We start from the raw sequence: 24,090 nt of genomic DNA, 5'->3' as shown, positions 1-24,090 counted from the left end.
AGAACCGCACAAAATATAGGGTTAGGCGTGATTGTGCAACGCCGCGAAGGCCGGAATGCGGCGCAAAACGCCTCAGTTCTTCCTTTGGGCCAGCGGATAGCTGATGATCAGCACCAGGTCCACCTCTCCGGTCTGGCGGATGCCCACGACATTGCCGTCGAACAGATAGGCGGCGTCACCGGCGCGCATCGGCGTCGTCACCCCGTCCGACGTCACCTCGCCTTCACCGCTGACGACATAATAGACCTCGTCATGAGCGATGGGGTGCAGACCGATGGCCGCGCCGGGATGCAGCACCCGCTTGCGGAACTCCATCGCCCGATTGGGGACGCCGTCGGAAATGCGATAGGCCGTGCTCATCCCCTCGCCGTTATGCGGCGGAACCTGACGCACCATGGTGTCGGCTTCGCGGATCACCACCCCCGTCCCGGCGGGCGGCGAAGCGGGTTGGGTCTGCACGGCGACGAGCAGCGCAAGAGCGGTCAGCAGCACAAAATGTCCTCCGGTGTCATTTCGAAGAACCTAACCGGCCGCAAGCCGGCGTCAACGGGGCAAAGGACGCGCGTCGGTTCCGACAGATGCTTGCTTCGCCAGCGTCGCGGCGTCGCCCTTGACCGTCGGATGCTTCCAGCCCGGCGCAATCTCAGCCAGAGGCCCCATGACGAACAGACGCTCGGCGGCGCGCGGATGCGGCAGGATCAGCCCGTCCAGATCACCGCTCAGACGACCGTAGGCGATCAGGTCCAGGTCCAGGGTCCGCGGCGCATTGCGAACACTGCGCCGACGGTCGAACACGTCCTCCATACGTGACAGCTTGCTCATAAGCACGCCGGGATCATGCTCCGTCCGCACGATCACCACCCCATTCAGGAAGGGGGGATCAGAAGGGTCCGGCCAGGCCTTGGACGACCACCAGGACGACCGCGCCAGAATGTCGATGCCCTCGGCCCGGAACCGCGCCAGAGCCGCCTCCAGCGACTCTTCGCAAGACGACCAGACGCCCTTGTCATTGCAGCCCAGGGCGACGATGACTGCGCCGTCCAGATCGAGGGCGCCCTCGGGAATTTCGGTCGGGACGCTCATATTCTCGACCATTTCCACGGACTCATATTCATGACCGGCCATACGGGCGACCGCATCGCCTTGTTCATCGACGGCGCCAACCTCTATTCCGCGGCCCGCGCGCTCAACGTCGATCTCGACTTCAGAAAGCTGTCCGACTGGTTCGGCCAGAAGGGCCAGCTGGTGCGGGCCTATTATTACACGGCGGTGGTCGAGGGCGAAGAGTTCTCGCCGGTCCGTCCGCTGGTCGACTGGCTCGACTACAACGGCTTCACAGTCGTGACCAAGCCGGTCAAACGCTTCACCGACGCCCAGGGCCAGTCGCGCATCAAGGGCAATATGGACATCGAGATCGCGGTCGACATGCTGGAGCTGGCGCCGCGGCTGGATCACATGATCCTGTTCTCGGGCGACGGCGACTTCCGCCGACTGGTGCAGGCTGTTCAGGCGAAAGGCGTGCGCGTCACCGTCGTCTCGACCACCAGAACCCAGCCACCCCAGATCGCCGACGAATTGCGGCGCCAGGCCGACGCTTTCGTCGAACTGGCCGACGTCATGACCCACTTCAGCAAGCCCAAGACCGCCATGAATCAAGGCGTCGCCCGCACTCTCGACCGGAACGACCGTTGATGAGCCGCCCCCTGAATCCCGAACCTGCGCGCGACTGCCCCCTGTGCCCGCGCCTGGTCGCCTATCGTCAGGAGAACATCCGCCAGAACCCGGACTGGTGGAACGGCCCCGCGCCTTCCTTCGGTGACCCGAACGCACGACTGCTGGTGGCTGGACTTGCGCCGGGCCGAATGGGCGCGAACCGGACCGGCCGCCCCTTCACCGGCGACCATGCCGGCTGGCTGCTGTTCGACACCCTGAGGAAAGCCGGCTTCGCACAGGGGGCCTACGACCCCGACGGAAACGACGACCTGACGCTGGTCGACTGCATGATCACCAACGCCGTGCGCTGCGCCCCGCCGCAGAACAAGCCGACGGGCGATGAGGAAAACACCTGCCGCCCCTTCCTGATCGATCGGCTGGCCGCCCTGCCCCGGCTCAAGGTCATCGTGACCCTGGGCGACGTGTCCCGGCGCAGCATCCTGCGGACGCTCGGCTACCCCGGCACAGCCATCCCCGCCGGGCACGGCGTCGAGGGCAAGGTCGGCGGCTACACCATCATCAACAGCTATCACTGCTCGCGGCTGAACACGAACACGGGTCGCCTGACGCCGGAAATGTTTGAGGAGATCTTCCACCGCGCCAGGCTGGCGCTGGAAGCCTAGATCAGCCGCCGCCGGCGACATCGCCGGCCACCATCACCGGCGCCGAGGGTTCGCGGAAGTAGCGGTCGATGCCCTCGGCGACCGAGCGCATCAGGCGGCGACGCGCACGCTCGTCGGTCAGGACGCGCTCGTCCTCCGGGTTGGTGATGAAGCCCATCTCCAGCAGGATGGCAGGCACGTCGGGGGCCAGCAGAACCGCCAGACCGGCGTCGCGGTGGCTGCGACGCAGCAGCGGATGGTTGTCGCCCTCCAGATGGGTCAGCAGGACCCGCGCGAACTGGGCCGAGCGGTTCTGGGTGGCGCGCTGGGTCATGTCCAGCAGGATGCGGTCGACCGAGGGGTCGCGGCCCGGCAGGCGCAGATCGCGCTGCCAGTCATCGCCGCGTGTGTATTCGCGCACCGCGCGGCCCGCGCCCTGTTCCGACAGGGTATAGACGCTAGCCCCGCGCAGGGCCGGATCGGTCCCCGCGTCGGCGTGCAGGGAAATGAACAGGTCAGCCCCGGCGTCGCGGGCGATCTGCACCCGACGGCCGTGAATGACATAGACGTCGCTGTCGCGGGTCAGGCGCACGCGATAGCGGCCGGTGCGCTCGATCGCAGCCTTCAGTTCACGCGCGGCGGCCAGGGTGACGGCCTTTTCCTGAGCATGAACGCCCTGGGCGCCCGGATCGCGGCCTCCGTGGCCTGCGTCGATAACGATAAGCGGCTTTTCCTTGCGCGCCTGCTCGCGGCGCGGCGGCGTGCTGGCGGCGACCGCAGCGGCGGCGCCTGTGGCCTTCAGGTCGATGACATAACGATAGTGCTGGACCCCGTCGCCAGGCGGCAGCAGGAAGCGGCGCTCGATCTCGGCGCCCCGCGCCAGGTCCAGCCGGATGCGCGACGACGTGCCCGCCGACGCGACCTCATAGCCGCGGACGAGGCCAGAGCCATTGCCGTCCAGCCCCCGGCCCGGCGCCACGTCCGACAGAGCAACGACAACGCGGCCGGTCGTGCCGTCCTCGATCACCTGTCCGCGCGTGGTCTTGCCCAGGTCCAGCACGACCCGCGTGCGCTGGGCGTCGCCGCCGAAACGAATGCCGGAAATCTGACCGTCCGGACCAAAGGCCAGGCCGCGCCCAGCCGTCAGCACGACGCCGCAGATCACGACGAAGGCCAAGCCCGTCATCGCCCATTCGCGCACGCCCCAACGGGCCAGATTGTCACGCCACCGGCCATACATGGACGGACTTCACCCTTCTGGTTCGGATGGCAGCATGAACCGAGCGATTAAGGATTTCGTTAAGACCTGTAACGGCGGTGGTTCTTTTATTTTCCGCTACATATGCCTATGATCTGGTCCGCAAGCGAATGATCGCGCCCTCTGTATTTCCTGCAGAGCCGGGCGCGCCCTCCTCGCGGCGCTGACTTTCACCTCATTCCGAGGATCGCCCGGCCTGGCCGACGATCCGAAGAACGGGTCCGGGACGCGGCCTTGAACGGCGCGTTCGGATCCAGGACCGACAGAACCTCATGGGCCGACCCGCCTGCGCTCCCGACCGGCAATTTGATGCCGCTCTCGCCATCCGCGAGGGGATGACGCGCGCCCTGGCCCCCATTTCCATTCGGCGAGCCGCCCCCTTGTCCGCGGATGTATCCGCAGGGCCCGGCCTGGCGCGCCAGAGAGAGACTTTTGATGTCAAAGACAATGCTGATCGATGCGGCGCACGCGGAAGAAACCCGCGTCGCCATCGTGGACGGACGCCAGGTTGAGGAATTCGATTTCGAATCCACGGCCCGCCGCCAGCTTCGCGGCAACATCTATCTCGCCAAGGTCACCCGCGTAGAGCCCAGCCTCCAGGCGGCCTTTATCGAGTACGGCGGCAATCGTCACGGCTTCCTGGCCTTCAACGAGATCCACCCCGACTACTATCAGATCCCGGTCGCCGACCGCGAAGCCATCATGGCCGAAGCGACCTCGGACGACGACGATCACGACGATCTTGGCCGTGAAGGCGACGACGAGTCCGAAGGCGGTCTGGCCGACGAGGAGCGCCTGAAGCGTCGCCTGATGCGTCGCTACAAGATCCAGGACGTCATCAAGCGCCGCCAGATCCTGCTGGTGCAGGTCGTCAAGGACGAGCGCGGCGCCAAGGGCGCGGCCCTGACCACCTGGCTGTCGCTGGCCGGCCGCTACTGCGTCCTGATGCCGAACACCGGCAAGGGCGGCGGCATTTCGCGCAAGATCACCAACACCTCGGATCGCCGCCGCCTGAAGTCCGCCGCCGCCGCCCTGAAGGTGCCCAAGGGCATGGGCCTGATCATCCGCACGGCCGGCGCCAAGCGCACCCGCGCCGAGATCAAGCGCGACTATGAATACCTGCTGCGCCTGTGGGAGACGATCCGCGAGACGACGCTGAAGTCGAACGCCCCGGCCGTCATCTACGAAGAAGAAAACCTGGTCCGTCGCGCCGTGCGCGACATGTACGACAAGGACTTCGACGGCATTCAGGTCGAGGGCCTGGAAGGCTTCAAGGAAGCCCGCGACTTCATGCGCGTGCTGATGCCGTCGCAGGCCAAGAAGATTCACCTCTATCAAGGCTCCAAGCCCCTGTTCGCGGCCAACGGCATCGAAGAGGTGCTGACCCAGATTCACCAGCCGGTCGTGCCGCTGAAGTCGGGCGGCTATCTGGTGATCAACCAGACCGAGGCCCTGGTCGCCATCGACGTGAACTCGGGCCGCTCCACCAAGGAGCGCAATGTCGAGGCCACCGCCACCAAGACCAACCTGGAAGCCGCCGTCGAGGCCGCTCGCCAGCTGCGTCTGCGCGACCTGGCCGGCCTGATCGTCATCGACTTCATCGACATGGATGAAGGCAAGAACAACCGCGCCGTCGAGAAGGCCCTGAAGGACGCCCTGGCCAAGGATCGCGCCCGCATCCAGATGGGCCGCATCTCGGGCTTCGGCCTGATGGAGATCAGCCGCCAGCGCCGTCGCCTCGGCGTGATCGAAGGCGCCACCGAGGTCTGCGCCTGCTGCCAGGGGGCCGGACGCATCCGTTCCGCGGAAAGCGCCGCCCTGACCACCCTGCGCGCCGTGGACATCGAAGCCGGTCGCAACGGCGCCGGCTCGATCAACCTGCGCGTCTCGACCGCCGTCGCCCTCTACATCCTGAACCACAAGCGCAGCTATCTGCAGCGCCTGCTGGATCAGCGCGGGCTGAACGTGGTCATCCAGATCGACGACAGCCTGGCCCAGGGCGAACACGCCATCGAGCGCACCTCGACCAACGAGGACTTCATCCCGGTCGTCACCCACATCTCGGCCGCCGAGTTGGACGACGGCTTCGACGACAGCGCCTTCGACCATGAGGACGACGACGAGGACGACGAAGTCATCGAAAGCGACGACGAGGACGACGCCGACCTGGACCGCGAAGACGGCGACGACGACGAAGCCCGTGAACGCGCCGAGCAGCACGACGGCGAAGGCCGCGGCCGTGGCCGCCGTCGCCGCCGTCGCGGCGGCCGCCGTGACGAGGAAGGCTCGGACGAAGGTTCGGTCGATACAGTTTCCGCCGACAGCGAGGACGAAGACGGAGATGCTGGTCGTCGCCGCCGTCGCGGCCGTCGTGGCGGTCGCCGGATGCGCGAGGACGGCGAACGCGACGCCTTCACCTGGGTGCGCGGCCGCACGCCGTCGCTGGAAGATCCCTACGTCTGGTTCGACCCGATCAACCCTGCACCGCGCGCCGAGCGCGCGCCGGTCGAGGTCTCGGAAGCTCGTGACGTTGAAGCCCTCGCCAACGAACGTCCGGAAGGCGAACGCGCCGAACGTGAAGGCGGCCGTTCGCGTCGTCGTCGCGGTCGCGGTCGCGGCCGGGACCGTGGCGGCCTGCCGCACGAAGCCAAGGTCGAGGACCGCGCGGTCAACGAAGGCCTGCCCCCCGTCGGCTCGCCGGACACGCCCATCGCCACGGTCATCCCGACCGAGGAAGCGGTGGTTGACGCGCCTGAAATCGTCGCCGAAGCCGCCGAGGCGCCGAAGCGTCGCCGCGTCCGCCGCAAGGTCAGCGCCGATGTCGCCGCCGAAGCCGTTACCCAAGCCCCTGCCGAGGCCGAGGCTGAAGTCGTGGCCGAGGCTGAGCCGGTCGTCGTGCCCGCTCAACTGGATGTGGAACCGGTCTTCGCCGCCAAGGTCGAGGCCGCCATCGAGCATGCCCTGAGTCCTGAACCCGCGCCTCAGCCGGCCGCTGAACCGACGCCTGCGCCGATCACAGTCGTCGAGCCGACGCTCGCGCCGACGCCGGAAGTCGACGTGGCCGCCATGATCGCCGAAGATCCCAATCAGATCGTCGCTCCGCCCGAGAAGCCGAAGCGCGGCTGGTGGCGCCGTTGATCGGACACGATTAGGCTTGAAGACACGGGGGAGACTGTCGCTCTGGAGTACGTCATGACCAGGCTTCCCCGTGTCGCATCCCGCATCCTTGCCACCGCCACGGCCATTGTGGCGGTGCTGGGTGCGGCTGAATCAGCTTCGGCCCAGAGTCTGATCCGCGACACCGAGATCGAAGGGATCATCCATGACTGGTCCGAACCGGTCTTCGTCGCCCTGGGGCTGGACCCGACCGAGGTCGAGATCCTTCTGGTCAACGACAACGACCTGAACGCCTTCGCCACGCGCGGGCGGATCATGGGCCTGAACACCGGCCTGATCCTGCAGACCAAGACGCCCAACCAGCTTCTGGGCGTGATCGCCCATGAGGCGGGTCACATCAAGAACCGCCACACCTTGCGCGACGGCGCCCAAAACGCCGGCATGCAGCCCATGATCATGACCATGGCCCTGGGCGCCCTGGCCGCGATCGCGGGCGCGCCGGACGCCGGCGCGGCCCTGCTGGCCTCCAGCCAATATTTCGGGACCCTTGGCGCCCTGCGCTATATGCAGAGCCAGGAAGGCGAGGCCGACATCACGGGCGCCCGGGCCCTGGAACGCGCAGGGGAATCCGGCAGGGGCATGGTAGAGTTCTTCGAGAACTTCCGCTCGCAAGAAGTCTTCTCGGACCAGCGCCGCTATCCCTATTTCCGCAGCCACCCCCTGTCGTCGCAGCGCATCGAATCCCTGCGTCGCCCGGTTGAAGCGGCCGCCCATTACAATCACCAGGACAGCCCCGAGCGGATGGCCCAACACGCCTTGGTCGTCGCCAAGATCCGCTCCTTCATGGACACGCCGAACGCGACCTTGCGCGACTATCCATCGTCCAACACCTCCCTGCCCGCCCGCTACGCCCGCGCCATCGCCTGGTATCGCGACGGCCAGACGGACAAGGCCCTCGGCGCCGTTGACGACCTGCTGACCGAACAGCCCGCCAATCCCTACTTCTGGGAACTGAAGGGCCAGATCCTGTTCGAGGAAGGCCGGCCGGCCGAGGCCATCGGCGCCCATCAGAAGGCGGTCGAGTTGAAGCCCGACGCCCCCCTGCTGAAGATCAACCTGGCCCACGCCCTGATTGAAACTAGTGACGCCGCCAATCTGGACGCAGCCGTCGATCAGTTGAAGCGCGCCGTCGCGTTGGAGAGGGACAACACCCTGGCCTGGCGCCTGCTGGGCCAGGCCTACGCCAGCCAGGGCAAGGAAGGCGAGGCCCGCCTGGCCTCGGCCGAATACTGGTTCGCCCTGGGCCGGACCGAACAGGCCAACCAGTTCGCCATGCGCGCTCGCGACATGCTGGACCGCAACTCCATCGAATGGCGACGCGCCACCGACATCGTCCTGTCGTCCGGGGCCTCGGAAAAAGACATCACCGACGCCGAGCGCCGCAACGAGCAGCGCAACAATCGCGGCGTCATCCTGCCCAATGGCTAACGCCGTCCGCCTACTGCTGCCGAGACCTTCATGACCGACAACGCCCCCCAGACTCCGTCACCCACCCCGAAAGGCAGCATCCTGTCGTCTCTGTCCGGCAAGACCCTGGCCGGCGCGGCCCTGGCCGTTTCGGTTGTGGCGCTGGGCGTGTCCGCCGTCCCTTATCTGACTGGCGGCGATTTCGGCGGGCGCGTCCGCGCCTATCTGATCGAGAACCCGCAGGTGCTGGACGAGGTCCTGGCCGCGCGTCAGGCAAATGAGGAGCAATCCCGCGTCCAGGCCATCAACGCCGCCGTCAAGGCAAACCCGGCGCTATTGGCCCATGACGCCCGCGACCCCAGCTTCGGCCCCGCCGACGCCAAGGTGACGGTGATCGAGTTCTTTGACTTCCGCTGCCCCGGCTGCAAGGCCGTGGCCCACGACTACCGCGCCCTGATGGCCGCCCACCCCGAGGTCCGTTTCGTCTTCAAGGACTGGCCCATCCTCGACCGGGGCGAGGACGTCACCTCGCAATACGCCGCCCGCGCCGCTCTGGCCGCGCATCAGCAGGGCAAGTATCTGGAGGTCTACGACGCCCTGATGACCGAGCGCGCCCTGGACCGCGCGGCCATTGACGCCATCCTGGCCGCGCACGGCGTCGACATGACCAAGGCCCAGGCCGCCATCGCCTCGCCCGAAATGACCCGTCACGTCACCGACATCCACACCGTCGCCGCGACTCTGGGCCTGCAAGGCACGCCGACCTTCTTCATCAACGGCAAGGCCAGCGCCAGCATCGAGCCCGCAGCCGTCGCCAAGATGATCGAAGAAGCCAAGCGCTGATCTTTCCCGTCACCCTCGGGCTGGTCCCGGGGGGTGACGTCACGCGTGTTAGGGCGCTAAGCCGCCGCCAGCGTCCGTTCGCCGCCGATCCACTCGATGTTTGAACGCCGCGTCGCCTCGGCGGCGGCACCCACGTTACCCAGCGACCTCTCAGCCTCGGCCAGCACGAAGTAGCTGTAGGGGTCGCTGGGCCAGTCGATCAGCAGCTCCTCGATCTTGGCCTTGGCCCCGGCGGCGTCGCCACTGGCCAGCATTGCCGCCGCCAGACTGCGCCGCGTCGGATACCAGATGATCGGCGGATCGCCGCCCTCGTCGTCCATGGCCTGGATCTGGGCGGCACGGGTGAAGGCGGCGACGGCCGCGCTCGCATTGCCCTCGATCATGGCCGCCCGGCCTTCCAGAATGCGCTGGGACAGTTCGGTGAAGACCGCCCGCTGCTCCGCCATCGGCCCGGTGAAGGGCGTGGCTTCGCGCAGGGCCTTGATGGCGTCCGCCTCGGCGCGCACGGCGGCGGCGTCCCCGGCCCGGGCTGCGGCCTCGCCCCGCGCATAGCGCCAACTGATGCGCAGCAGAGGATGGGTCGCCGGCGGCTCCTTCAGCGCCGCCACCTGTTCCGGCGCGCCGAACCGGCCATAGAGGGCATAGGCGTTGTTGGCGACGATCTGGCGCCAGTATTCATGGGTCCCGATGTTCGGATAGGTGGCCAGGAACCAGTCGGCGAGCTTCAGCCCCTCCTCGCCGCCCCCGGCCATCAGGGCGCCGCCCATGCCGAAGTGGATGTTGTGGGCGTGCAGCCGCATCGCCGGCACCCCGCCGGGCGGCTTGGCCAGAGCGTCATAACGCCGGTCCAGCGCCACGGCGTTGACGTTGCTCTCCATCGCATCGCGATAGCGGCCGACGCGGTAATAGGTATGCGACGGCATATGCACCAGGTGGCTGGCCGCCGGGGCCAGAAGCGCCAGCTTTTCGCCGTAGGGGATGGCCTTGTGCGGGTCGTCAGACCATTCGGTCAGATGGATATAGAGGTGGATCGCGCCCGGATCGTTCGGGTCCTTGGCCAGCGCCTGCTCCAGCAGGCCCATGGCGCGCGGAATGGCCGGATCGGCCGCCTTGCCCTCGTCGTCCCACCATTCATCAGCGGCCAGCAGCCAGGCGTCGGCGGTGATGTTGGCGATGGCCCCGTCATTGGGGTTTTGACGCGCGATCCGGTCCATGCGCTGGGCGAAGCGGTCGGCGCGGCTCTTTTCCGAACCGGAATAGCGCTGGATCAGGGCGTCGATCATCTGGCGCTGCACCGGCGTCGCGTCACGGGCCAGACGGCGGGCGTCGCGCGCGGCTTTGCGCGCCGCCTCGATCGAGGCCTTGTCCTGACCGCCCCCGTTCAGATTGGGACCGATGGCCCAGGCCTCGCCCCAGGCGCACATGCCGCACGACGAATCCAGCGCCCGCGCCTTGCGGAAAGCGCGCACCGATTCGGTGTGCTCGAACGCCCAGCGCAGCCGCACCCCATGGTCGAACCAGGCCTGGGCCTCGGGGTTGGCCGTGTCGATCTTGAAGCCGCCTGTACCGAAGCCCTCGACCATGACGATGTCATTGGTCGGTACAGCCTCGATAGCCGAACCGCCGGGCCCGCAGACCTGCGGCTGGTCCAGCAGGTCGCGCACGGCCTTGTCCGCCGTGGCGTCCGCCACCGCCATCGGCCCGATCATGCAGGCCGCCAGGGCCGTGCAGGCCATCAATCCGAAACGCATCGTCCCTCTCCCTCAGTCGCCGGGAGAGTGCGCGCCGGACAGCGAGGCCGCAAGCGGCCCCAAGGTCGCGGACTGGGTTGCGCCCTAGATCAGACCGGCCAGCGGCGAAGACGGATCGGCGTAAAAGCGCTTTTTCATGCGTCCGGCCAGATAGGATTCCCGCCCGGCGATGACCGCGTGCTTCATGGCGCTGGCCATCAGGATGGGGTCGCGCGCCTCGGCGATGGCCGTGTTCATCAGCACGCCGTCACAGCCCAGCTCCATGGCGATGGCGGCGTCCGAGGCCGTGCCCACGCCCGCATCGACCAGAACCGGCACCTTGGATTGCTCGACAATCAGGCGGATGTTGATGGGGTTCTGCACGCCCAGACCCGAGCCGATCGGCGCGCCCAGAGGCATGATGGCCACGGCGCCCGCGTCTTCCAGCTTGCGCGCATAGACGGGATCGTCGGTGCAATAGACCATGACCTCGAAGCCCTCTGCGGTCAGCAGCTTCAGCGACCGCAGGGTCTCTTCCATGTCGGGGAACAGGGTGCGCTGGTCCGACAGGACTTCCAGCTTCACCAGGGTCCAGCCGCCCGCCTCGCGCGCCAGGCGCAGGGTCCGCACCGCGTCCTCGCCGGTGAAGCAGCCCGCCGTATTGGGCAGATAGGTGTATTTCTTCGGGTCGATGAAGTCCGTCAGCACCGGCTGGTTCGGATCGGTCAGGTTCACCCGGCGCACGGCCACGGTGACGATCTCGGCGCCCGAGGCCTCAGCGGCGGCCGCGTTCTGGGCGTAGTCCCGGTACTTGCCGGTGCCCACGATCAGGCGCGAGTTGAAGGTGCGGCCGGCGACGGTCCAGCTGTCGGTGCGGGGGGCTGTATCGGTCATGCTCCTGACCTAGCGCCGCCATGCGCCGGGGGGAAGCGGCGTTGCGGGATTTGATCTCCCCCTTCCCGCTCATCCCCGCGGAGGCGGGGACCCAGTGAGAGCCCCACGCACCACCTTCAAACAACAAGCTTGTTTGCCAAAGAACTGGGTCCCCGCCTCCGCGAGGATGAGCGGACTAATTGTCAGCCGCCGCCCACGAACTGCACCAGCTCGATCTTGTCGCCCTCGGCCAGCGCCGTTTCACCGTGCAGCGACCGCGGCACGATCTCCAGATTGCGCTCAACCGCCACCTTCTTGGGGTCCAGCGACAGCTCCTGAACCAGGCCCAGAATGGTCGTAGCGGCGGTGTCCCGCCCCTCGCCGTTGACTTCGATACGCAAACTGTTCGCTCCAAGGGTGCGTGCGGAGGCCTAGCCTCTCTCAAGTGACGCGCATAATAATGAGGGTTCAGGTCAGAGACATCAAATCCTCAAGCCTATGGCCGCTTTCGACCCGTTGCGAACCTACAGACTATGAACGCCTGGACTTTTGGAAATCGCGCAATCCGAGAGAGCTGGCGCTGAAAAGCAAGGCTACAGAGAGCATTACAGCCGCATCAGCCACGTTTATTGCGATAATGTCAGCAGGAAGCCAATGCAATGGAACGCCAGCATCGATTAGTCGATTTAGCGCCAATGCAGAGTATCCGCCCAATACAATTATTGGAAAGATCGCGCTGAACAAACACAAGCGCGACTGCAATCGTTCATCGACAAACAACGCCACCAAGTTTGTAAGAATCATAACTGTCACGGCCACTGCAATGCCGCGCACGGATTCAGGCTCAAGCGTTCGCAATAAATAAAATAGACTGGCATCAGGCACCCAGAACGCGAGCATGGCCCACGCGAAAACAGCGAACGCGATTCCTCCAACGGCGAAGCCAACTGGCATTTCTATCGCTCCGACACCACGGCAATCATCAACATATTGAACCGCGTTATGTCCTTTTTCCACTCTTAGCGGACATTCATGCCGTCCGCTCTGCGGTGCCTCTAAACCCCATCCGTCGCCCCGCTGCTGCCCCAGCGTCACCCTTTTCAACCACCCGCTTTGCGCCGCGCGCCACCTGAGCTACAACGCGCGCTCGATTCCGCGCGGACACGGCGCGTCTGTTTTGCGAGCGAATGCCCGAAACCCTGACCCTGTATGTCCTGAACGGGCCCAACCTGAACCTTCTCGGGGTTCGGGAGCCGGACATCTATGGCCATGAGACCCTGGCCGACGTTCAAGCCATGTGCGAGGCCGCGGCCGAGGGCGCGCGCGTGGTGTTCAAGCAATCAAACCATGAAGGCCAACTGGTCGACTGGATTCAGGAAGCCCGGTCCGAGGCCGACGCCCTGGTCATCAATCCGGCCGCCTTCACCCATACCTCGGTGGCCCTGCTGGACGCCCTGAAGACGTTGAGCATCCCCGTCGTGGAGTGCCACCTGTCGAACCCCGCCGCGCGCGAGGCGTTCCGGCATCACTCCTATGTTTCCCTGGTCGCGACCGGCGTCATCGCCGGCTTCGGCCCTCGCAGCTACGAACTGGCCGTCCGGGCCGCTCTGGATCTGGCGCGCCGCGCCGGAGCCAAGGGCTGACCCCCTCGCGCCGAACGAAGATCAAGTAGAAGAGACCCCCATGTCCGACGACAAGCACAAGAACGACGCCATCGACGCAGGCCTGATCCGCAGCCTGGCCGACATTCTGAACGACACTGACCTGACCGAAATCGAAGTCGAGCGCGGTGATCTGAAGATCAAGGTGAAGCGCGAAGTCACCGTCGCCGCCGCCCCGATCCATTACGCCGCCGCCTCGGCCCCGATCGCCCACGCCGCGCCGGTCGCCGCCGCCGCCCCGGCCTCGATGCCGTCGGACCCGGCCACGATCGTTTCGCGCAAGGGCGAAGAGGTGAAGTCGCCGATGGTCGGAACCGCCTACCTGCAGCCGTCGCCGGAAGCCCCGCAGTTCGTGAAGCCGGGCGACAAGGTCAAGAAGGGCCAGACCCTGCTGATCGTCGAAGCCATGAAGACCATGAACCCGATCCAGGCCCCGCGCGACGGCGTCGTGTCGGAAATCCTGGTCGGCGACGCCCAGCCGGTCGAGTTCGGCGAAGCCCTGGTTCTGCTGGAAGCCTGAGACCAGCCATGTTCACCAAGGTCCTGATCGCCAACCGCGGCGAAATCGCCCTGCGCATCCACCGGGCGTGCAAGGAGATGGGCATCTCCACCGTCGCCGTGCACTCGGAAGCCGACCGCGGCGCCATGTGGGTGCGGCTGGCCGACGAAAGCGTCTGCATCGGCCCGGCCCCGGCGGCCAAGTCCTATCTGAACATCCCGCAGATCATCGCGGCGGCGGAAATCACCGGCGCCCAGGCGATCCACCCGGGCTATGGCTTCCTGTCGGAAAACGCCCGCTTCGCCGAGATCATCGAGGCCCACGGCCTGACCTTCATCGGTCCCAAGCCCGACCACATCCGCGTGATGGGCGACAAGATCACCGCCAAGCAGACGGTCAAGGACGCGGGCATCCCCGTCGTCCCCGGCTCTGACGGCGAAGTCGAAACCGTCGAGGCCGCCATCGAGGCGTCAAAGTCGATCGGCTTCCCGCTGATCGTCAAGGCCGCCGCTGGCGGCGGCGGTCGCGGCATGAAGGTAGCCATGACGCCCGACGATCTGGTCGAGGCCGTCCAGACCGCCCAGACCGAGGCCAAAGCCGCCTTCGGCAACGGCGCCGTCTATATGGAGCGCTACCTCCAGAAGCCGCGTCACATCGAGATCCAGGTGATCGCCGACAGCCACGGCAACGTCGTCCACCTGGGCGAACGCGACTGCTCGCTGCAGCGCCGCCACCAGAAGGTCCTGGAAGAGGCCCCCTCGCCCGCCCTGTCGGCCGAGGGCCGCAAGAAGATCGGCGAGACGGTCAACAAGGCCATCGCCGCCATCGGCTACCTGGGCGCCGGCACCATCGAGTTCCTGTGGGAAGACGGCGAGTTCTTCTTCATCGAGATGAACACCCGCCTGCAGGTCGAGCACCCGGTCACGGAAATGATCACGGGCGTCGATCTGGTCCGCGAACAGATCCGCATCGCCGCTGGCCTGCCGCTGTCCTTCACCCAGGAGGACATCCACTTCGAGGGCCACGCGATCGAGGTCCGTGTGAACGCCGAGAACGCCGAGACCTTCACCCCGTCGCCGGGCACGATCACGGACTTCCACGCCCCGGGCGGCCTGGGCGTGCGTCTGGATAGCGCTATCTACGCCGGCTATTCGATCCCGCCCTACTACGACAGCCTGATCGGCAAGTTGATCGTTCACGGCCGCGACCGCGAGGAGGCCCTGGCCCGCCTCAAGCGCAGCCTGAACGAGATGGTCATCGGCGGCATCGACACCACCATTCCCCTGTTCCAGAAGCTGCTGCAGGAGCCGGACATCCTGTCGGGCGACTACGACATCCACTGGCTGGAGAAATGGGCCGCCGCCCAGAAGGCCAAGGCCTAACCCCTCTTGGACGAACCCGAGTTCAGCGCCAGCAGCCCCTCCAGCGTCTTCGGACCCGAGGAGTTGCTGGCCTGCTACGCTCGCGGCGTCTTTCCCATGGCGGAGGCGCGCGACGACCCGCGTGTCTTTCTGGTCGAGCCGGACCAGCGGGGCGTCGTCCCGCTCAATCGTTTTCACATTCCCAGCCGTCTGCGCCGCACCATTCGGGGCGAACCGTTTCAGGTGCGCGTCGACACGGCCTTCGACGCCGTCCTGAGCGCCTGTGCCGCGTCCGCCGAGGGCCGCGAGGACACCTGGATCAATGACCCGATCCGCTCGCTCTACCTGCAACTGCATTTGCGCGGCTGCGCCCACAGCATCGAGTGCTGGCGGGACGAGGTTCTGGTCGGCGGCCTTTATGGCGTGACGCTGGGCGGCGCCTTCTTCGGCGAGAGCATGTTCAGCCGGGCGCGCGACGCATCCAAGGTCGCTCTGGTGCATCTGGTGGCGCGACTGCGCAAAGGCGGCTGGAGCCTGCTGGACGCCCAGTTCCTGACCGAGCACCTGAGCCAGTTCGGTGCGGTGGAGACGCCGCAAGCGGCCTACCTGCGGCTGCTTAAGCCGGCGCTGCGCCTGACGCCGGACAAGTCCCTCCTGACCGCGCCCATGACAGGCGCAGAGGCCGTGGACTATGCCTTACAGCCAATCACCCAGGCGTCGTAGATTGGATGTTGCAGACCGCTAACGCCGGGCGATGACGCGAACATCCAGCCCTTGAAGATCTGACGCGCCTCGGTCGGCACGACCACGCCGCGCGGCTGAACCCCGACTTCCAGATAGGCGATGGCGTCCTCGGTCTGCTCGTCCGAGGCCGAGACCTCGCAGGCGCGTGCGCTGAAGATCAGGGTCTTGTTGAAGCGGACCGGACGACCGCCGACCTCGACTTCGAATCGCATGGATTCGGCCGTGACCTTGTCGATGGCGTGAATGATGGCGACCGGGCGACGTTGGCGACGGCCAGGCGTGACGACGGGCCCGGAAGCGGCCTTGGGCGTCTCGGCTTCGGCCTCGGGCGGCACATCTTCCTGAACAGCGGCGATCTCAGCCTCAGGCGTCACCACGACGACCGGCGTGCCAGGCGCGGCCACGGGAGCGGCCGTCGATGGCGTAGCGCCCTGCGGCGTCGTGGCAGGAGCCGGGGGCGTGGCCTGCGGATTCTGCAAGGGCGTGCGGTTGGTGTCGCGCAGCAGATCGCCGACCGGATCCTGAACCGGCACGGCGTCCTGCGGCAGGTCCATCAGGGCGCTGGTCATGCCGGCGCCCGCGACCGCCAGTCCCGCTGCGGCCACGCCGACGAGCAGGAGGCGGCGTGCGGTCATTCCGGGCTCCAGGCCTGATAGTCGCCGGTGGCGGCGGGGCGCTTGCCTTCGTTGGCCAGCGAGCCCTGCGGACGCCAAGCCATCGGCGTGCCGGTCAGGTTGGGCAGGTGATCCTTTTCCCAGGCGCGGCGCGGCAGCGGCTTCTCGACCGGGGTCTCGTCATAGGTGTAGCGCAGCCAACCCTGCCATTCCGGCGGAACCTTCGACGCCTCGGCATAGCCATCATAGATGACCCAGCGACGCTGGCGGCCGTCATAGCTGACGCTATCGCGCGACTGATAATAGCGGTTGCCGAACTCGTCCGTGCCGACCAGTTGGCCGCGTTTGCCGACGGTGAACAGGGTGCCGATCGTGGCGCCGTTCCACCAGGTGAAGATCTTGCTCAGCACGTCGTCGAACCTACTCGAATCCCGTCGCCCAGGGAGGTCCGGCGACGCGGCGCGATCATAGAAACCGGAGCCGCCCGCGTCCAGCCCGAGACCGGTTTCCGGTATCCCTGCCCGACATCAACATCTTGGGGGTAACCCGCGCCAAGGCCCCAAGATTTATTGAAACGCCGTTCGAGGCGTCGTTAATGTCGCGATCAGGACACGCGCGGAGACGTCAGATGCGCATCAAGCCCCGTTTTTCCGAGCTCGCCGACCTCGTCGCATTGGAGCTGCGCACCATCGAACGTCCGGGCGTCGTGACGTCCGTTGTCGCTCCCGCGAACTGGACCGATGTTCGCGTCGAGGCCTGGTTGGACTGGTGCGAAAGCCTTCCGACCGACCTGCCCGTCGGCGTCTTCCCCCTCGGGGAAGCCCCCGACGCCTGGCTGGGCGGAGCCGCCGAGCGCTGGGCGCATCGCCTCGGCGCATGGGGACTGGCGCAAGGGCTGTTCGTGGCGAGCGAGGACGCCGACACCTTCGCCAGCGAGCTGTCCGCCACGCTCCTTCTGGGCGTCGCCGCGCCGGGCGCTGCGAACCTTGTAGAGGCAGGCGCTCCCGGCGTCGTCGCCCTCGACGACCCCGGCTCGGCCAAGCGGCTGGCCGATCTAACCGCCGCTCGACGCGGCGAACGCCTGTCGGCGCGCGCCGCCGAGGCGCTGTCCGACGCCCTGCGCGGCGTTGCAGACGCAGTTGATCGTTGCGAAGGCCCGCCGGCGGCCTGCGCCGATCCCGCCCGCAATCCAGCCTTGGCCCGCGCCGCCCTGACCGCCCGTCGCTGTGGCGCGAGCGACGCCGAGATCATCCGCGCGGCTGAAGGCCAGAGCTTCACCATTGCCCTGCCCGAACGCGCAACCCCTCCGGTCCAACCCGTTCTGGCTCATCGCGACGCCGTCGCCTCGGGAAGCCCCGAAGCCCTTGCCGTCGCTGCGGCGGCGCTCGAGGGCGATCTGGCGCTGACCTTCTCCCCGCGCGACGCCGACGCTCTGGCGGACGCCGCACTAGAGGCTCGCGCCGCACTAGATCTGCAGACCTTAGCGTCCGTCGCCGGCGACGCCTTCGACGCTGCCCTGGATGACCTGACGCGGCTCTGGGTCATCGCTCTCGAGATTGAGACCGGCGGCGGCATCGGCTCGAACGCCGCCAACGCCGGCCGCCGCGACGCGGCGCGCCCGATCGGGCTCGGCCTGTTCGGCCTGACCGACTGGGCCGTCGCGAACGACGCCGAGAACGCCTTCCCCCTGGCGGCATCGGCCGGAGCCCGCGTCTCGGCCGCCGCCAGCGCCGTCTCGGTCGAAATCGCCGCCGAACGCGGCTCCTGCGCCGAATGGGACGTCATTGGCGACGAAGTCATCGAAATGACCAGTCAGCGCGGGTTCGACACCAAGGTCATGAGACAGCATGGGCGTCGACATGCCGCGATCAACCTGTTCGTGCGCGATGCGGAGCTGGAGCTGCGCCTCGGCGCCTCGCCCTTTGGCGCCACCGACCTCTTCCAGACCGAAGACGGCGAGCCCGAGCGTCGGTTGCGACCTTCGCTGGCTCGGGCCATCGCCCGCGCGGGCGGCGACATCGAGGACGCCGAGCGCCAACTGTTCGGCCGCCGCAGTCTGATGGGCGCGCCAGGCGTCAACCACTCGGCCCTGCGGGATCTCGGCTTCACTGATGTCGAGCTTGAAGCGGTCGAACTCGCGCTGTCGCAAACAAATCAACTGGCCGCCGCCTTTACCCCGCCCGTTCTGGACGCGGGATTCATAGGCGACGTTCTGGGCCTTTCAGTCGAAGACGGGGACGACCTGTTGCCCCGTCTGGGCTTTGATGACCAGGCGATCGAAGAGGCTCGAACCGCCGCCTTCGGCCATTCCGACCTGTCCGGCTGGGCGGCGGCGCCTGAGGCGCTACGCGACCTCTTGACCGCCGACCCCGCACATTTCGAAGCCGAGCTGCGTCGCGCCATCGAACCTTATAGCGATGCGCCCGATATCACGCCGGACCTGATCGACTGGCGCGCCGGACCTCTTCAGGCCGCCCGCGCCCTGGGTCAGGCCGCCCGCGACGGTCGCCGCGCCGTGGTCCTGCGGCGCGCCGCGCCGCCCGCCGACTTCCGCCTGGAGCTGGTCGAGGCCGACGCGCCTGTGCAGCGCCGTATCGAGCCCGAGGCGCAGCCCGTCGAACGGGTGATCGAGAAGGTCATCGAGCGCGACCGCACCCGGCGCAAGCTGCCGGACCGCCGCAAAGGCTATATCCAGAAGGCGGCCGTCGGCGGGCACAAGGTCTATATCCACACCGGCGAGTACGAAGACGGCGAACTGGGCGAGATATTCATCGACATGCACAAGGAAGGCGCCGCCTTCCGCAGCCTGATGAACAACTTCGCCATCGCCATCTCCATCGGCCTGCAATACGGCGTGCCGCTGGAGGAGTTCGTCGACGCCTTCGTCTTCACCCGCTTCGAGCCGGCGGGCCGCGTGACGGGCAACGACTCGATCCGCTCGGCGACCTCGATCCTCGACTACATCTTCCGCGAACTGGGCGTCTCCTATCTGGAGCGGCAGGAACTGGCCAACGCCGAACCCGAGGGCCTCAACCCCGACGGCTTGGGCGCCGCTGCGACCAACGACGCCGAGCCGGTGCCGGCGGCGCGCTTCATCTCCAAGGGCTTCGCCCGCGGCGCCGCGCCCGACAACCTCGTCGTCGTCCCGTTTGGGCGCAAACCCGAGGCTCTGCGCGCGACGCCGCCGACCGAGGCCGTCGCCTGTCCCCAATGCGGAGACTTCGCCTTGCAGAATCGTGGCGGGGGCTGGATTTGCGACACCTGCGGCGCGGCTCCGCAGATGCAGGGGTGATTGAGACGCTGTTTCGGCCCGCTTCTTGCTGAGGCGAAGTCAAAGCCCGGAGTCTTCGCATGAACCGTCTCGCAATCGCACTCGCCGCCTCGCTGGTCGCCGCCACGGCCTTGCCGGCGGTCGCACAGAACGCCTCGCAGATCAGCCGCGTGCGCGCCGGCGCCAGCTGCCCCGGCTGCAACCTTTTCCAGGGCGACTTCTCGGGCATGGAGGTGCGCGGCCTCAACCTGGCGGGCGCCCGGCTGCGTCAGGCCGATCTCAGCCTGTCGGTCATGAACCGCACCCGCTTCTCGCGAGCCGACATGCGAGACGTGGAAGCCTATGGCGGCGTCTTCTCGGGCTCCAACTTCGCCGGCGCCGACCTGACCAACGCCAGCTTCGTCGGCGCCTATCTGGACGGCTCCACGATGTCGGGCGCCAAGCTCAACGGGACCAATCTGTCGGGCGCGCAGCTCGCGCGCGTCGTCGGCCTGACCCAGGGCCAGCTCAATCAGGCCTGCGGCGACGACGCCACGGTCCTGCCGCGCGGCCTGCGCATTCCGGCCTGCTGACGGTCTCCATCGTTACCACGATTTAAGTAGGGTTTTTCAGGCGACAGGCGCATCTAGGGATCGTGATGAAACGCCCGCTCGCCCTTCTCCGTCCCCTGGCTCCCGCAGCCGCCGCCCTCTCCGGGCTGCTGGTCGCTGCGCCCGCTTTCGCCGGGACGATGACCCTGTCTCAGATGCAGGATCGCGACGTCGCCCGGATGGTTTCGCTGGGCGGCAGCTGCAATCGCTGCGAACTGTCGGGTCGCGACCTGTCGGGGGCTACCTTCACCGGCGCCAGCTTCACCAACGCCACCCTGGTCGGCGCCACCCTGCGCGGGGCCGAACTGCTTGGTTCCAATTTCGCCGGCAGTGATTTCAGCCGTGCTGACATGCGGGGCGTGGAAATGATGGGCGCCAACTTCACCAACGCCGTCTTCACCAGCGCCAATCTGACCGGCGCCGAAGCCACCGGGGCCAACCTGATCGGCACGTCTTTCCAGGACGCCAACCTGTCCTCGGCCGAGTTGAACGGCGCCAATTTCAACCGCGCCATCCTGACCCGCACCAGGTTCAACAGCAGCGAGATGTTCGGCTCGACCCTGGCCAATGTCCGCGCCAACGGCGCCGACTTCTCCAATGCCGAGATCAACGCGTCCAACCTGAGCAACGGCGTGTTCGACGGCGCCAAGTTCAACAACGCCTCACTGGACAGCGCCCGCCTGACCGGCGCCAGCTTCGATCGCGCCAACTTCTCCGGCGCCTCGATGAACCGCACGGACATTCGCGGCGCCGACCTGTCGGGCGCGCGCGGCCTGACCCAGGATCAGATCCACGACGCCTGCGGCGACGGCGCGACCCGCCTGCCCAATGGCCTGACGGTGCGGTCGTGCGGCGGCGTCGGCGGCATCCGCGTCATTCGCAAACCGCCAGCGCCTCCGGCCCCGCCCGCGCCGCCCATCCCGCCGCGTCAGCGCAATCTGGTCATCGCCTCGGGACACTAGGCCAACCGAACAGACCAACAAAAAGGGCGGCTCTCGCGAGCCGCCCTTTTCAATTCAACGCCGCGACACCGCCTATTTGAGCGGCAGGGCCGTGCGGATCAACAGTTCCTTCAGTTGCTTGTCGGCGGCCTCGGCGGGCGCGCTCATCAGCAGGTCCTGGCCCTGCTGGTTCAGCGGGAAGGCGATGACCTCGCGGATGGCCGTCTGGTTGGCCAGCAGCATGACGATGCGGTCGATGCCCGGGGCCAGACCGCCGTGCGGCGGGGCGCCGAAGCGGAAGGCGTTCAGCATGCCGCCGAACTGCTCCTCGACCACCGAGGCGTCGTAGCCCGCGATTTCGAAGGCCTTGAGCATGATCTCGGCCTTGTGGTTCCTGATCGCGCCCGAGCACAGCTCATATCCGTTGCAGACGATGTCGTACTGATAGGCGCGGATGGTCAGCGGGTCCTGGGTCTCCAGGGCCTCCATCCCGCCCTGCGGCATCGAGAAGGGGTTGTGGCTGAAATCGACCTTCTTCTCTTCTTCCGACCATTCGAACATCGGGAAGTCGACAATCCAGCAGAATTTGAACTGATCCTCATCGACCAGCTTCAGCTCGGCGCCGACGCGGGTGCGGGCCAGACCGGCGAACTTGGCGAAGACGGCGGGGTCACCGGCGGTGAAGAAGGCGGCGTCGCCCTTGCCGAGGCCCAGCGAGGCCATCAGGGCCTCGGTCGGCTCCTGGCCGAGGTTCTTGGCGATGGGGCCGCCCCAGGCCTGCTGATCGTCCGACCAGAAGATGTAGCCCAGACCCGGCTGGCCCTCGCCCTGCGCCCACGAGTTCATACGGTCGCAGAAGGCGCGCGAACCGCCGGTCGGCGCCGGGATGGCCCAGACGGCGTTCTTGGCGTCAGCGCCCAGGATCTTGGCGAACAGGCCGAAACCGCCGTCACGGAAGTGCTCGGACACGTCCTGCATCTTGATCGGGTTGCGCAGGTCCGGCTTGTCCGAACCGTACCACTTCATCGACTGGGCATAGGTCAGACGCTCGAAGCCCTTGTGCTCCATGGTCTGGCCGAAGTCGTTGGTGAAGGTATGGGTCCCGTCGATGGGCGAAACCGGCTTGCCCTCGCCGAACTCGTTGAAAACGCCGTTCATCAGCGGCTCGATGGCGGCGAAGACGTCTTCCTGGGTCACGAAGCTCATCTCGACGTCCAGCTGGTAGAACTCCAGCGAACGGTCAGCGCGCAGGTCTTCGTCGCGGAAGCAGGGCGCGATCTGGAAGTAGCGGTCGAAGCCCGAGACCATCAGCAGTTGCTTGAACTGCTGCGGGGCCTGCGGCAGGGCGTAGAACTTGCCCGGGTGCATACGGCTCGGCACCAGGAAGTCGCGCGCGCCTTCCGGCGACGAGGCCGTCAGGATCGGGGTCTGGTACTCGAGGAAGCCCTGCTCCACCATGCGCTGACGGATCGAGTGGATCACCTTGGAGCGCAGGACGATGTTCTTGTGCAGGGTCTCGCGGCGCAGGTCGAGGAAGCGGTTCTTGAGACGAATCTCTTCGGGGTATTCCGGCTCGCCGAAGACCGGCAGCGGCAGCTCGGCGGCTTCCGACAGCACCTCGACCGACAGGACGCGCACTTCGATCTCGCCCGTGGGCAGGTTGGCGTTGGTGGTTTCGGCCGAGCGAGCCACGACTTCACCGTCGATCTTGATGACGCTTTCGGCGCGCAGGCGCTCGACGGCCTCGAAGCCCGGCGTCTCCGGGTGCAGCACCAACTGGGTCAGGCCGTAGTGGTCGCGCAGGTCGATGAACAGCAGGCCGCCGTGGTCGCGCTTGCGGTGAACCCAGCCCGACAGACGAACATTCGCGCCCGCATCCGTCGAACGGAGGGCGCCGCAGGTATGGGTGCGATAGGCGTGCATGATCGGATATCGTCTGAAAACGGCTGCAGAACAGCGTGAATTAGGAGGGGCGAAAGGCCCATCATCGCCCCGGAAAGTCAAGGCTGGCGGCTAAATCCACAGCGCCGCGCGGTTGTCCACCGCCGCCGGGAACCTGCCCACAGCGCGTCCGATCGCCTCTGCTATGGTTCAGCTCATGACCGCCCTCGGTTCCGACATCCAGCAATTGCGCCTGCCGCTGCGGCAGGAGGCGTCGCAACGCGCGGCGGATTTCGCGGTGTCCGATTCCAATGCCGCCGCCACGTCGGTGCTGGCGACCTGGCCCGAGATGGCGGGCTCGATCCTGTCGATCTTCGGACCGCCCGGCAGCGGCAAAAGCCATCTGGCCGCCGCCTGGGTCGAGCGCACGGGCGCCCTCGCCCTGCACGGCGCCGAGGCCGCCCTGGTCGATCCGCTGGAGCTGGAAGGCCAGTTCGTCCTTCTGGACCGCGCCCAGGACGCCGATGACGAGAGCCTGTTCCACCTGATCAACCTGACCCAGTCGGGCGGCGGCGCCCTGCTGCTGGTGTCACGCGATCCGCCTGGGGCCTGGGCCTGCGATCTGCCGGATCTGCGCTCGCGCCTGAACGCCATCCGCACCGTGGGCATCGAAGCGCCCGACGACGTCGTGTTGGGGGCCATGCTCAAGCGCGCCTTCGCCACCCGCAACATCACGCCGGGCGAGGAAGTCGTGGACTATCTGGCCCGTCGCATCGACCGCTCGGCCGACGCAGTCGAACGCATTGTCGATCAACTGGACGCCTACCACCGCCCCGTCACGCGCGTTCTGGCCCGTCAGGTTCTGGGCGACAGCGACGAACTGTCTGACGGATAACTTCATATCGCGGTTGCAGCCGTCACAGGC

Annotated in this window: 23 protein-coding genes; 13 read left to right on the top strand and 10 right to left on the bottom strand. The window is 67.1% G+C overall.

The window, feature by feature from the left end:
- Positions 1–72 precede the first annotated feature (72 nt).
- Positions 73–492 (bottom strand): cupin domain-containing protein, encoded by a 420-nt coding sequence (locus tag ACI2KI_RS01090; RefSeq protein ID WP_312062002.1) that lies wholly within the window; start codon positions 490–492, stop codon positions 73–75.
- 51 nt (positions 493–543) lie between these two features.
- The gene (gene folK, locus ACI2KI_RS01085) at positions 544–1,083 is read right to left on the bottom strand and encodes a 2-amino-4-hydroxy-6-hydroxymethyldihydropteridine diphosphokinase (RefSeq protein WP_404617023.1); all 540 of its coding nucleotides are present in this window, start codon (positions 1,081–1,083) and stop codon (positions 544–546) included.
- Between the two features lie 30 nt (positions 1,084–1,113).
- Between folK and ACI2KI_RS01080 the strand changes: the two genes are divergently transcribed.
- Both ACI2KI_RS01080 and ACI2KI_RS01075 read left to right on the top strand, forming a co-directional pair.
- Entirely contained in the window at positions 1,114–1,692 is a 579-nt protein-coding gene (locus tag ACI2KI_RS01080) for an NYN domain-containing protein (RefSeq protein WP_404617021.1), read from the top strand.
- Positions 1,692–2,336 carry a uracil-DNA glycosylase gene (locus ACI2KI_RS01075; RefSeq protein WP_404617019.1) on the top strand — a complete coding sequence of 215 codons (645 nt, stop codon included), beginning with the start codon at positions 1,692–1,694 and terminating at the stop codon, positions 2,334–2,336. The genes ACI2KI_RS01080 and ACI2KI_RS01075 overlap by 1 nt, the downstream gene beginning before the upstream one ends.
- 1 nt (position 2,337) lies before the next feature.
- Here ACI2KI_RS01075 and ACI2KI_RS01070 read toward each other — a convergent pair whose 3' ends face one another.
- On the bottom strand, positions 2,338–3,555 hold the full coding sequence (locus ACI2KI_RS01070) for an N-acetylmuramoyl-L-alanine amidase (RefSeq protein WP_404617017.1): 1,218 nt from the start codon (positions 3,553–3,555) through the stop codon (positions 2,338–2,340).
- Positions 3,556–4,008: 453 nt separating this feature from the next.
- On the opposite strand from ACI2KI_RS01070, the gene ACI2KI_RS01065 reads away from it, so the two are divergent.
- The 3 genes from ACI2KI_RS01065 to ACI2KI_RS01055 are packed head-to-tail and all read left to right on the top strand — an operon-like array spanning position 4,009 to position 9,000.
- Entirely contained in the window at positions 4,009–6,711 is a 2,703-nt protein-coding gene (locus tag ACI2KI_RS01065; RefSeq protein ID WP_404617015.1) for an Rne/Rng family ribonuclease, read from the top strand.
- A gap of 54 nt (positions 6,712–6,765) precedes the next feature.
- A complete protein-coding gene (locus tag ACI2KI_RS01060; protein WP_404617013.1) occupies positions 6,766–8,178 on the top strand; it encodes a M48 family metalloprotease in 1,413 nt (470 codons plus the stop codon).
- Between the two features lie 30 nt (positions 8,179–8,208).
- Entirely contained in the window at positions 8,209–9,000 is a 792-nt protein-coding gene (locus ACI2KI_RS01055) for a thioredoxin domain-containing protein (protein WP_404617011.1), read from the top strand.
- 56 nt (positions 9,001–9,056) lie between these two features.
- On the opposite strand, the gene ACI2KI_RS01050 is transcribed toward ACI2KI_RS01055, so the two are convergent.
- From ACI2KI_RS01050 to ACI2KI_RS01035, 4 genes are all read right to left on the bottom strand, one after another.
- The gene (locus ACI2KI_RS01050) at positions 9,057–10,751 is read right to left on the bottom strand and encodes a tetratricopeptide repeat protein (protein ID WP_404617009.1); all 1,695 of its coding nucleotides are present in this window, start codon (positions 10,749–10,751) and stop codon (positions 9,057–9,059) included.
- A gap of 84 nt (positions 10,752–10,835) precedes the next feature.
- Positions 10,836–11,624 (bottom strand): thiazole synthase, encoded by a 789-nt coding sequence (locus ACI2KI_RS01045; protein ID WP_404617007.1) that lies wholly within the window; start codon positions 11,622–11,624, stop codon positions 10,836–10,838.
- Between the two features lie 182 nt (positions 11,625–11,806).
- Positions 11,807–12,004 (bottom strand): sulfur carrier protein ThiS, encoded by a 198-nt coding sequence (gene thiS / locus ACI2KI_RS01040; RefSeq protein WP_292082571.1) that lies wholly within the window; start codon positions 12,002–12,004, stop codon positions 11,807–11,809.
- Between the two features lie 130 nt (positions 12,005–12,134).
- On the bottom strand, positions 12,135–12,707 hold the full coding sequence (locus ACI2KI_RS01035; protein ID WP_404617004.1) for a hypothetical protein: 573 nt from the start codon (positions 12,705–12,707) through the stop codon (positions 12,135–12,137).
- An 83-nt stretch (positions 12,708–12,790) separates the two neighbouring features.
- Here ACI2KI_RS01035 and aroQ point away from each other — a divergent pair, with 83 nt between their 5' ends.
- From aroQ to aat, 4 genes are read left to right on the top strand one after another with little or no spacing between them, the layout of a single operon-like run.
- Positions 12,791–13,246: a type II 3-dehydroquinate dehydratase gene (gene aroQ / locus ACI2KI_RS01030; protein ID WP_404617002.1), complete on the top strand. Its 456-nt coding sequence runs from the start codon at positions 12,791–12,793 to the stop codon at positions 13,244–13,246.
- Positions 13,247–13,286: 40 nt separating this feature from the next.
- Complete coding sequence (accB, locus tag ACI2KI_RS01025) at positions 13,287–13,784, top strand: acetyl-CoA carboxylase biotin carboxyl carrier protein (protein WP_404617000.1); 498 nt, start codon at positions 13,287–13,289, stop codon at positions 13,782–13,784.
- 8 nt (positions 13,785–13,792) lie between these two features.
- Positions 13,793–15,145, top strand: coding sequence for an acetyl-CoA carboxylase biotin carboxylase subunit (accC, locus tag ACI2KI_RS01020; RefSeq protein WP_292082567.1), 1,353 nt, complete (start codon positions 13,793–13,795; stop codon positions 15,143–15,145).
- A 6-nt stretch (positions 15,146–15,151) separates the two neighbouring features.
- Positions 15,152–15,847 carry a leucyl/phenylalanyl-tRNA--protein transferase gene (gene aat, locus ACI2KI_RS01015; RefSeq protein WP_404616998.1) on the top strand — a complete coding sequence of 232 codons (696 nt, stop codon included), beginning with the start codon at positions 15,152–15,154 and terminating at the stop codon, positions 15,845–15,847.
- Here the strand turns inward: aat and ACI2KI_RS01010 are convergent.
- Together ACI2KI_RS01010 and ACI2KI_RS01005 are read right to left on the bottom strand one after the other, a co-directional pair.
- On the bottom strand, positions 15,814–16,503 hold the full coding sequence (locus ACI2KI_RS01010) for a DUF2155 domain-containing protein (protein WP_292082565.1): 690 nt from the start codon (positions 16,501–16,503) through the stop codon (positions 15,814–15,816). The genes aat and ACI2KI_RS01010 overlap by 34 nt on opposite strands.
- Positions 16,500–16,892: an NADH:ubiquinone oxidoreductase subunit NDUFA12 gene (locus ACI2KI_RS01005; protein ID WP_292082563.1), complete on the bottom strand. Its 393-nt coding sequence runs from the start codon at positions 16,890–16,892 to the stop codon at positions 16,500–16,502. Before ACI2KI_RS01005 ends, ACI2KI_RS01010 begins: the two co-directional genes overlap by 4 nt.
- A 218-nt stretch (positions 16,893–17,110) precedes the next feature.
- Between ACI2KI_RS01005 and ACI2KI_RS01000 the strand changes: the two genes are divergently transcribed.
- From ACI2KI_RS01000 to ACI2KI_RS00990, 3 genes are all read left to right on the top strand, one after another.
- Complete coding sequence (locus tag ACI2KI_RS01000) at positions 17,111–19,774, top strand: TSCPD domain-containing protein (RefSeq protein ID WP_404616996.1); 2,664 nt, start codon at positions 17,111–17,113, stop codon at positions 19,772–19,774.
- A gap of 59 nt (positions 19,775–19,833) precedes the next feature.
- The gene (locus tag ACI2KI_RS00995) at positions 19,834–20,325 is read left to right on the top strand and encodes a pentapeptide repeat-containing protein (RefSeq protein WP_404616994.1); all 492 of its coding nucleotides are present in this window, start codon (positions 19,834–19,836) and stop codon (positions 20,323–20,325) included.
- 65 nt (positions 20,326–20,390) lie between these two features.
- A complete protein-coding gene (locus ACI2KI_RS00990; RefSeq protein ID WP_404616992.1) occupies positions 20,391–21,305 on the top strand; it encodes a pentapeptide repeat-containing protein in 915 nt (304 codons plus the stop codon).
- 72 nt (positions 21,306–21,377) lie between these two features.
- Here the strand turns inward: ACI2KI_RS00990 and aspS are convergent, their stop codons facing one another.
- Entirely contained in the window at positions 21,378–23,207 is a 1,830-nt protein-coding gene (gene aspS / locus ACI2KI_RS00985; RefSeq protein WP_404616990.1) for an aspartate--tRNA ligase, read from the bottom strand.
- A 175-nt stretch (positions 23,208–23,382) separates the two neighbouring features.
- On the opposite strand from aspS, the gene ACI2KI_RS00980 reads away from it, so the two are divergent.
- A complete protein-coding gene (locus ACI2KI_RS00980; RefSeq protein ID WP_292082558.1) occupies positions 23,383–24,060 on the top strand; it encodes a DnaA ATPase domain-containing protein in 678 nt (225 codons plus the stop codon).
- Positions 24,061–24,090 lie beyond the last annotated feature (30 nt).

The sequence above is a fragment of the Brevundimonas sp. NPDC046655 genome, from assembly GCF_044901625.1.
Lineage (GTDB): Bacteria > Pseudomonadota > Alphaproteobacteria > Caulobacterales > Caulobacteraceae > Brevundimonas.
This window is presented reverse-complemented; position numbering and strand designations above follow the sequence as displayed.

Bases quoted from the DNA above. Each gene is read 5' to 3' on its own strand.
- aroQ (WP_404617002.1), top strand. From the start codon at position 12,791: ATGCCCGAAACCCTGACCCTGTATGTCCTGAACGGGCCCAACCTGAAC.
- ACI2KI_RS01070 (WP_404617017.1), bottom strand. From the start codon at position 3,555: ATGTATGGCCGGTGGCGTGACAATCTGGCCCGTTGGGGCGTGCGCGAA.
- ACI2KI_RS01010 (WP_292082565.1), bottom strand. From the start codon at position 16,503: ATGACCGCACGCCGCCTCCTGCTCGTCGGCGTGGCCGCAGCGGGACTG.
- folK (WP_404617023.1), bottom strand. From the start codon at position 1,083: ATGAGCGTCCCGACCGAAATTCCCGAGGGCGCCCTCGATCTGGACGGC.
- ACI2KI_RS01055 (WP_404617011.1), top strand. From the start codon at position 8,209: ATGACCGACAACGCCCCCCAGACTCCGTCACCCACCCCGAAAGGCAGC.
- aspS (WP_404616990.1), bottom strand. From the start codon at position 23,207: ATGCACGCCTATCGCACCCATACCTGCGGCGCCCTCCGTTCGACGGAT.
- ACI2KI_RS01045 (WP_404617007.1), bottom strand. From the start codon at position 11,624: ATGACCGATACAGCCCCCCGCACCGACAGCTGGACCGTCGCCGGCCGC.
- accC (WP_292082567.1), top strand. From the start codon at position 13,793: ATGTTCACCAAGGTCCTGATCGCCAACCGCGGCGAAATCGCCCTGCGC.
- ACI2KI_RS01080 (WP_404617021.1), top strand. From the start codon at position 1,114: ATGACCGGCCATACGGGCGACCGCATCGCCTTGTTCATCGACGGCGCC.
- ACI2KI_RS00980 (WP_292082558.1), top strand. From the start codon at position 23,383: ATGACCGCCCTCGGTTCCGACATCCAGCAATTGCGCCTGCCGCTGCGG.
- ACI2KI_RS01060 (WP_404617013.1), top strand. From the start codon at position 6,766: ATGACCAGGCTTCCCCGTGTCGCATCCCGCATCCTTGCCACCGCCACG.
- accB (WP_404617000.1), top strand. From the start codon at position 13,287: ATGTCCGACGACAAGCACAAGAACGACGCCATCGACGCAGGCCTGATC.
- ACI2KI_RS01000 (WP_404616996.1), top strand. From the start codon at position 17,111: ATGCGCATCAAGCCCCGTTTTTCCGAGCTCGCCGACCTCGTCGCATTG.
- ACI2KI_RS01065 (WP_404617015.1), top strand. From the start codon at position 4,009: ATGTCAAAGACAATGCTGATCGATGCGGCGCACGCGGAAGAAACCCGC.
- ACI2KI_RS01075 (WP_404617019.1), top strand. From the start codon at position 1,692: ATGAGCCGCCCCCTGAATCCCGAACCTGCGCGCGACTGCCCCCTGTGC.
- ACI2KI_RS00990 (WP_404616992.1), top strand. From the start codon at position 20,391: ATGAAACGCCCGCTCGCCCTTCTCCGTCCCCTGGCTCCCGCAGCCGCC.
- ACI2KI_RS00995 (WP_404616994.1), top strand. From the start codon at position 19,834: ATGAACCGTCTCGCAATCGCACTCGCCGCCTCGCTGGTCGCCGCCACG.
- ACI2KI_RS01050 (WP_404617009.1), bottom strand. From the start codon at position 10,751: ATGCGTTTCGGATTGATGGCCTGCACGGCCCTGGCGGCCTGCATGATC.